General features: G+C 75.8%; 6 protein-coding genes and 1 rRNA gene. All 7 read left to right on the top strand.

From position 1 onward, the window contains the following. Positions 1-99, top strand: a 5S ribosomal RNA gene (gene rrf / locus HIR71_RS14585); the annotation flags it as partial. 1,585 nt (positions 100-1,684) lie between these two features. Next, on the top strand, positions 1,685-2,626 hold the full coding sequence (locus tag HIR71_RS14580; protein WP_311836307.1) for a tetratricopeptide repeat protein: 942 nt from the start codon (positions 1,685-1,687) through the stop codon (positions 2,624-2,626). Then, a complete protein-coding gene (locus HIR71_RS14575; protein ID WP_169325794.1) occupies positions 2,623-3,651 on the top strand; it encodes an HAD-IIA family hydrolase in 1,029 nt (342 codons plus the stop codon). Before HIR71_RS14580 ends, HIR71_RS14575 begins: the two co-directional genes overlap by 4 nt. A gap of 88 nt (positions 3,652-3,739) precedes the next feature. Then, positions 3,740-3,931 carry a hypothetical protein gene (locus HIR71_RS14570; protein ID WP_169325793.1) on the top strand — a complete coding sequence of 64 codons (192 nt, stop codon included), beginning with the start codon at positions 3,740-3,742 and terminating at the stop codon, positions 3,929-3,931. A gap of 3 nt (positions 3,932-3,934) precedes the next feature. After that, positions 3,935-4,792 (top strand): TlyA family RNA methyltransferase, encoded by an 858-nt coding sequence (locus HIR71_RS14565; protein ID WP_169325792.1) that lies wholly within the window; start codon positions 3,935-3,937, stop codon positions 4,790-4,792. Further along, complete coding sequence (locus HIR71_RS14560; RefSeq protein ID WP_169325791.1) at positions 4,789-5,715, top strand: NAD kinase; 927 nt, start codon at positions 4,789-4,791, stop codon at positions 5,713-5,715. The genes HIR71_RS14565 and HIR71_RS14560 overlap by 4 nt, the downstream gene beginning before the upstream one ends. 5 nt (positions 5,716-5,720) lie before the next feature. Continuing rightward, positions 5,721-7,442 carry a DNA repair protein RecN gene (recN, locus tag HIR71_RS14555; RefSeq protein ID WP_169325790.1) on the top strand — a complete coding sequence of 574 codons (1,722 nt, stop codon included), beginning with the start codon at positions 5,721-5,723 and terminating at the stop codon, positions 7,440-7,442. The last annotated feature ends 4 nt before the right edge of the window (positions 7,443-7,446 follow it).

The raw sequence follows: 7,446 nt of genomic DNA, 5'->3' as shown, positions 1-7,446 counted from the left end.
GGGGAAACGCCCGGTCCCATTCCGAACCCGGAAGCTAAGCCCTTCAGCGCCGATGGTACTGCACGGGAGACTGTGTGGGAGAGTAGGTCGCCGCCGGACAACCATTACAGAAAGAGCCACCCCACCCCGGGGTGGCTCTTTCTCATTCCCCCACAACCCACGCGGGTCTCGGGACTGGCCACAGCGAGTCCTGTGCCGTCGGCCGGGGCGCGCTGAGGAAGGCCGGCTGAGCGAGGCCAGCTGAGTGGATCCAGCTGAGCGAGCCCGGCCGAGTGAGACCATGAACGGACGCATGACGATGAGGGGACACACACACGTGAGCAACGACGCCGGTCAGCCGGGAGGGCCGCGAGGCCCTGAGGATCGCGATCGAGGCGGGCGGGGCTCGGGCGAGGGCGGCGCCGATCGGCGCCAGGCCGACGACGACCGGAGGAGGGCGCGCGATGAGTCGAGCCCGGACCGGGGCGGCCCCGCGCGGGGCAGCCGGCAGGCGGCACCGAAAGGTGGACGCGGTGCGAGCAGCGCTCCACGTTCAGGTGCCTCCGGGTGGGCGCCCCGATCCTCCTCAGGTGCATCCGGGTGGGCGCCCCGATCCTCCAGCGCACGCCCGCTCCGAGGCGGAGCAGAGGGCCGCGGTGCCGACGACCGTGGATCCCGCACCGAGCGTCCTCGCGGTTCGTACGGCTCCGACTCCCGCACTCGCGGTGATGACGCGCGACGTCCTGCCGCGGGCGGCGCGACGGGGCGTCCTTCGGGGACGGGTCGTCCTTCGGGGGCGGGGAGCGCTGCCGCCGGGGGTGGTCGTGGCTACGCGCCCCGCCGGGACGAGCGGGCTGCTGGGGGCGCGTCATGGGACGCGGCGGCGGATCGCCCGCGGAGGCCGGCGACGACCCGGTCCGGCCGGGGTGAGCGTCCCGGCGGTGGCGCACGCCCCTCGGCTTCGGGTCGTCCAGAGGGGACGCAGCGCACGAGCTGGCGCACCGGCTCGGAGCGCACCTCGGCAGGCGGAGCGTGGCAGGACCGAGCGTCCCGCGATGCGAGTCGGACGGGCGATCGGATCACTGGTGGCGGGCGTCGCGAGCGCAGTGACCGCGGCCGGGACGAGCGCGGCGGCGGAGCTCCTCGGTTCGGCTCGCCAGATCGCGAGGTGAGGACCTACGGCTCGCGCGACCAACGATCGGACTCCCGTGCCGGGGGCGCCTTCCGCCCTGCCGTGGGCCGGCCGCCCGAGCGACGCTCGGGGGAGCGTCCCGACCGTCGGCAGGCACCCGATCGTGCTCCGGGCGCCGACCGTCCAGTCGCGCGTACGGACGCAGGCCCCACGCGGGGCGAGCGGCCGCAGTGGTCCGCCCGCGCCTCCCGTGGGGACCGTCCGGACCATGCGGATCGCAACGTCCGTGGGGATCGTCCGGACCGTTCGGATCGCCCCTTCCGTGGCGACCGTCCGGACCGGCAGTCGCGCCCGGAACGGCCGGCGCGTGAGGACCGGCCCGCGCGCGAAGACCGGCCCGCGCGCGAAGACCGGGCCGGCCGCCCGTTCTGGTCGGATCGGCCCGACCGCCCGGAACGTGCTGACCGTCACGGTGGTCCGACGCGTGGCGATCGCGTCCAGCAGGGCTCGCGCCCGACATCGGGCCGGGGCTACGGCGCCGACACCGATCGCGACCGGACCACGGACCGGCGCGTGACTCGTCCGCCGGAGCCCGCTCGGGTCGAGGCGCCGGAGGTCGCGGACGACGTGCAGTTCTCTGATCTCGATCGTGGGGTCCGCGCCCGGCTGCGCACGCTCAGCAAGGACAACGCGGAGGGCGTCGGTCACCACCTGGTGATGGCCGGTCGGTTGCTCGACACCGACCCGGAGCTGGCCTACGAGCACGCCCAGGCCGCGGTCCGACGGGCCGGCCGGGTCGACGTCGTCCGCGAGGCAGCCGGACTGGCGGCCTACCGGACGGGTCGCTTCGCCGAAGCCCTCCGCGAGCTGCGGACCGTGCGCCGCCTCAACGGCTCGTCCGAGCACCTGGCGATCATGGCGGACTGTGAACGGGGCCTCGGCCGACCCGAGCGCGCGTTGGCGCTCGGAACCTCGAGCGAGGCGGAAGCACTCGAGGCGGAGCCCGCGGTCGAGCTTGCGATCGTCGTGAGTGGGGCGCGCCTGGATCTCGGTGAGGCCGAGGCTGCCCTGGCCGTCCTGTCCGAGGCGGCGCTCGAGCGGCTCGGCGGCGCCACCGGCGTGCTGGCGGCGCGCGTGGCGCAGGCCCGGGCGGCCGCGCTGGAGTCGCTCGGGCGGCCGGAGGACGCCGCGGCCGAGCTCACCGCGTTCACGGGAGCCGAGCTGGCCGCAGCCGCGGGCGTGACGGACGAGGAGGAGATCGTCGTGTTCGACCTCGCGGCGAGCGACGAGCCGGCTGACGACGTGCGGTCCGACGACGACCCGGCGGGCGACGTCCCGGCGGGCGACGACCCGACCGAGGACGACGTCCCGGTGGACGAGGAGGCGGCCGCCGGTGTCGCGTCGGTCGAGGACGAACCCCCGATCGACGAGGAAGCCGCGGTCGGAACCGGCCCCGCCGAGGTGAGCGGCCGGCCGGACGGGGAGGACGCGGGGTCGCCGGGGGACGCCCGATGAGTGGGCTCGTCGCGTGCGACGCCCCGCTCGCGGAGTCGTTCGACCTCGCCCTGGTCGATCTGGACGGCGTGGCCTACAAAGGGCACGAGTCCATCCCCCGAGCGGCCGAGGGGCTGACCGGTGCCCGAGAGCGGGGCATGCGGCTCGTCTTCGTGACGAACAACGCCTCGCGCGAGCCCGAGTCGGTCGCGGCGCAGCTCAGCGGCCTCGGCATCGCGACCGAGCCGGCGGAGGTGATGACCGCGGCACAGGCGGCCGCTGCGGTGCTGACGACGCGGCTCGCCCCGGGTGCCAAAGTGCTCGTGGTCGGGGGAGCCGGGTTGGTCACCGCCGTCCAGCAGGCGGGGTTCGTCGTGGTGACGTCCGCCGACGACGCTCCGGACGCCGTCGCGCAGGGCTTCGCCCCCGAGCTGGCCTGGCCGCAGCTCGCGGAGGCGGCCTACGCGGTGCAGCGAGGCGCGTGGCACGTCGCGAGCAACCTCGACCTGAGCCTGCCCACGCCGCGCGGGTTCGCGCCCGGCAACGGCGCTCTCGTCGGGGCGGTGCAGGCCGCGACCGGCGTGACCCCGGACAGCGCGGGCAAGCCTGCGCCGACCATGTTCCGGCTCGCGGTCGCGCGCGCGGGCGCGAAGCGCCCCTTGGTGATCGGTGATCGGCTGGACACCGACCTCGCGGGTGCGCGGGCTGCCGACTACCCCGGCCTGCTCGTGCTCACGGGGGTCAGCTCGGCGCGAGACGCGGTGCTCGCCCGTCCTGCGGAGCGGCCGCACCTCATCGGCGGTGATCTCGTCAGCCTGCTCGAGCCGCATCCCGCACCGGCGCCTGGGCCGGAGGGCTGGTGGACGACGCGCGAGGCGGCCGCGCGCGTCGTCGACGGGCGCCTCGAGGTGCGCGGGTGGACGGGCGTCCTGGCGGCACGGGTCGACGTGGTGCGGTCGGCGTGCGCGGCGGCGTGGGACGCCGTCGACCGCGGGAACGCTGTGGATCCCGGCTCCGTGCCGGACCTCGCTGTGCACGACGGTTGATCGCCGTCGGATCGCCTTGCACTCCCGGTAGCGTGGGGCGCGGTGTGCCGCCGCGGTGGTCCGCCCATCCCGACCGACGAGGAGCAGCGTGCAGGAGCAGGTCCCGAACGTCGATGCCCAGGCTGCCGACCCGCAGACCGGCGCGACCGGCGACGCGGCAGTCGACGCCGCGCTCACCCGGGTCGTGGGGCTCGACGAGCGTCCCGTCCGTGAGCACGTCGCCGTGTTCGACGCTGTGCACACCGCGCTCCAGGACCGCCTCGCGGACACCGAGGAGTAGCCGGTGGCCGGTCGTGCACGGCTGGACGCCGAGCTGGTCCGGCGAGGTCTGGCGCGCTCCCGTCGCCACGCCGGCGAGCTCATCGAGGCCGGTCGGGTGACCGTGGACGGCGTGCCCGCGAGCAAGAGCGCCACCCCGCTCACTCCTGAGCACGTGGTCGCGGTCGCGGTCGACCCGGGCGGCGAGCCCGACTACGCCTCGCGCGCCGGGCACAAGCTCGCCGGAGTCCTGGATGCGCTCGGACCCGACGGCCCGCGCGTCGCCGGACGCACCTGTCTCGACGCCGGCGCGTCGACCGGAGGCTTCACCGACGTGCTGCTGAGGCGCGGCGCCGCGCACGTGGTGGCGGTCGACGTCGGGCACGGTCAGCTCGTGCCGTCGTTGCGCGCCGACACGCGGGTGACCGTGCGGGAGGGGGTCAACGTCCGGCACCTGGTGGCGGGCGACCTCGAACCAGCGCCCGAGCTCGTCGTCGGCGACCTCTCCTTCATCTCGCTCACGATCGTGCTGCCCGCGCTCGTGCAGGTGGCCGCGCCGGGCGCGGACCTGCTGCTGCTCGTCAAGCCGCAGTTCGAGGTCGGCCGCGAGAGGCTGGGGTCCGGTGGCGTCGTCCGGGACCCCGGCCTGCGCGCGCAGGCCGTGCTCGACGTCGCCCGGTCCGCGCAGGCGCTCGACCGCAGGCTCGAGGCGGTGGTCGCGAGCCCGCTGCCGGGCCCGAGCGGCAACGTGGAGTACGTCGTGTGGCTGACCGCGGGGCGCGAGCCGCGCGACGACGAGACCCTGGAGGCGCTGGTGCGACACGCGGTGAGCACCGGACCCACGGGCGAGGACGCGAGCTGGACGAGCGGAGGTGACCGGTGAGTCGACGGGCTCTGGTCGTGACCCACGGCGGGCGCGAGGAAGCGGTGGCAGCCACCGAGGAAGCGGTCCGCGAGCTGCGGCGGGCCGGGCTCGAGCCGGTCGCCGACGCGGACGGCGTGGACCTGACGGACGTGGAGGTCGCCGTCGTCCTCGGCGGGGACGGGACCATCCTGCGCGCCGCCGAGGTGACCCGGGGTACGGGGATCCCGATGCTGGGAGTGAACCTCGGGCACGTCGGGTTCCTCGCGGAGAGCGAGCGAGAGGACATCGGCGACGCGGTCCGCCGGCTCGCGGCGGGCGACTTCGAGGTCGAGGAGCGGGTGACGCTCGACATCCGGGTCACCGTGCCGGGCCCCGCGGAGCCGGTCGTCGGCTGGGCCCTGAACGAGGCGACCGTCGAGAAGGCGGACCGTGCGCGGATGATCGAGGTCGTGGTCGAGGTCGACGGCCGCCCGCTGTCGTCGTTCGGCTGCGACGGCGTCGTCATGGCCACGGCGACCGGCTCCACCGCGCACGCCTTCTCGGCGGGGGGGCCGGTCGTGTGGCCCGATGTCGACGCGATGCTGCTCGTGCCGGTGTCCGCCCACGCGCTGTTCGCGCGGCCGCTCGTGGTGGGTCCGGGCAGCGTCCTCGCGGTCGAGGTGCTGGCCCGCTCGACGTCGGTCGGGGTGCTGAGCTGCGACGGCAGGAGGCAGATCGACCTGCCGACGGGCGCGCGTGTCGAGGTACGCCGCGGCGCGGTGCCGGTGCGCCTCGCCAGGCTGACCCAGGCGCCGTTCACCGACCGGCTGGTCAGCAAGTTCTCGCTGCCCGTCGTGGGGTGGCGGGGGCGAGCCGGCGTAGCCGCCGCAGCTTCCCCCGGCCTCTCCGCCGCTGCCTCACCTTCTCCGTCTCCGTCTCCGTCTCCGTCCCGGGGAGCGTGACCCGGGTGCTCGAGGAGATCCGGATCGAGAACCTCGGCGTCATCGCCGATGCCCACGTCTCACTGGGGCGCGGCCTGACGGTCGTGACCGGGGAGACCGGCGCCGGCAAGACGATGGTGCTCACGGGGCTCGGCCTGCTGCTCGGCGGCAAGGCCGACCCGAGCGCCGTCCGCACGGGCGAGGTCCGCGCGGCGGTCGAGGGGCGGATCGCGGTGACGCCGGGCTCGGCGGTCCACGAGCGCGCGCAGGAGGCGGGCGCGGACCTCGACGACGACGGCTCGCTCGTGCTGCTCCGCACCGTCGCAGCGGAGGGCCGCTCGCGTGCGCACCTCGGTGGGCGGAGCGTGCCGCAGTCGGTGCTCACCGACCTGGCGGAGCATCTCGTCACGGTGCACGGGCAGGCGGACCAGGCGAGGCTGCGCTCGCCGGCGCGCCAGCGGGCGGCCCTCGACTCCTTCGCGGGCACCGAGCACCAGGCGACCCTCGCGGCGTACCGCGCCGACTGGTCCGAGCGATCTCGGCTCGAGCAGGAGATCGAGGAGCTCACCACCCGCGCGCAGGACCGCGCCCGGGAGGCCGAGCTCCTGCGACTCGGGCTCGCGGAGGTCGAGCGGGTCGAGCCGCAGCCGGGCGAGGACCACGAGCTCGCGGCGGAGGCCGAGCGGCTCGGCCACGCCGAGGACCTGCGGGCCGCGGCCGGGCTCGCGCACGATGCGCTCGTGGGAGACCCGGACGGCGTGGCCGACCCCGGTGCGGCGTCGGGGGTCGACCGCGCGCGACGCGCGCTCGAGCAGGCCGGGAGCCACGACGCGGCGCTCGCCGCCCTCGCCGCGCGGGTGGCGGACCTCGGGTACCAGCTCGCGGACGTCGGGGCGGAGCTCGCCGCGTACCTCCAGGACCTCGAGGCCGACCCGCGCCGGCTCGAGGTCGTGGAGCAGCGCCGCGCCGCGCTCACCCAGCTGACCCGGAGCTACGGCGAGGACGTCGACCAGGTGCTCGCCTGGGCCGAGCAGGCGGGGTTGCGTCTGCTCCAGCTCGACGGCGGCGGGGAGCGGCTCGAGGTCCTTGCGGCCCGCCACGGCGAGCTGTCTGCGCGCCTCGCCGAGCACGCCGTCGCGCTCACGGACCGGCGACGGCGCGCGGCGGCGACGCTGGCCCAGGCGGTGTCGGCCGAGCTCGCGGGCCTCGCGATGGCGGGCGCACAGCTCCAGGTCGTGATCGAGGACGCTCCGGCGCCGGGGCCGTGGGGCGCTGACGTCGTCGAGATGCTCCTCGTGCCGCACGCGGGCGCGCCGGCGCGCCCGCTGGGCAAGGGAGCGTCCGGGGGTGAGCTCTCGCGGGTGATGCTCGCGATCGAGGTCGCGCTCGCCACCGCCCCGGAGTCCGGCGCGCACCGGCCGCCCACGTTCGTCTTCGACGAGGTGGACGCCGGCGTCGGTGGCAAGGCAGCCGTCGAGGTGGGCCGGCGGCTGGCCCGACTGGCGCAGGCCAGCCAGGTCGTCGTGGTGACGCACCTGGCCCAGGTCGCCGCGTTCGCCGACACGCACCTCGTCGTCACCAAGTCGACGGCGGCCGACACGGACACGGTGACCGACTCCGACGTGCGTGCCGTCAGCGGCGCGGACCGCGTCCGTGAGCTCGCCCGCATGCTCTCGGGCCAGGAGGAGTCCGCGGCGGCTCGCACCCATGCCGCTGAGCTCCTCGAGCTGTCCGGCATGGGACGATGACCCG

The organism is Cellulomonas fimi (assembly GCF_012952065.1).
Classification (GTDB): Bacteria; Actinomycetota; Actinomycetes; order Actinomycetales; family Cellulomonadaceae; genus Pengzhenrongella; species Pengzhenrongella fimi_A.
The sequence above is the reverse complement of the archived record's forward strand: the minus strand, read 5'-3'. Positions and strand labels throughout refer to the sequence as shown.

Excerpts from the sequence above, each read along its gene's own strand:
- HIR71_RS14575 (WP_169325794.1), top strand. The coding sequence starts at position 2,623 with ATGAGTGGGCTCGTCGCGTGCGACGCCCCGCTCGCGGAGTCGTTCGAC.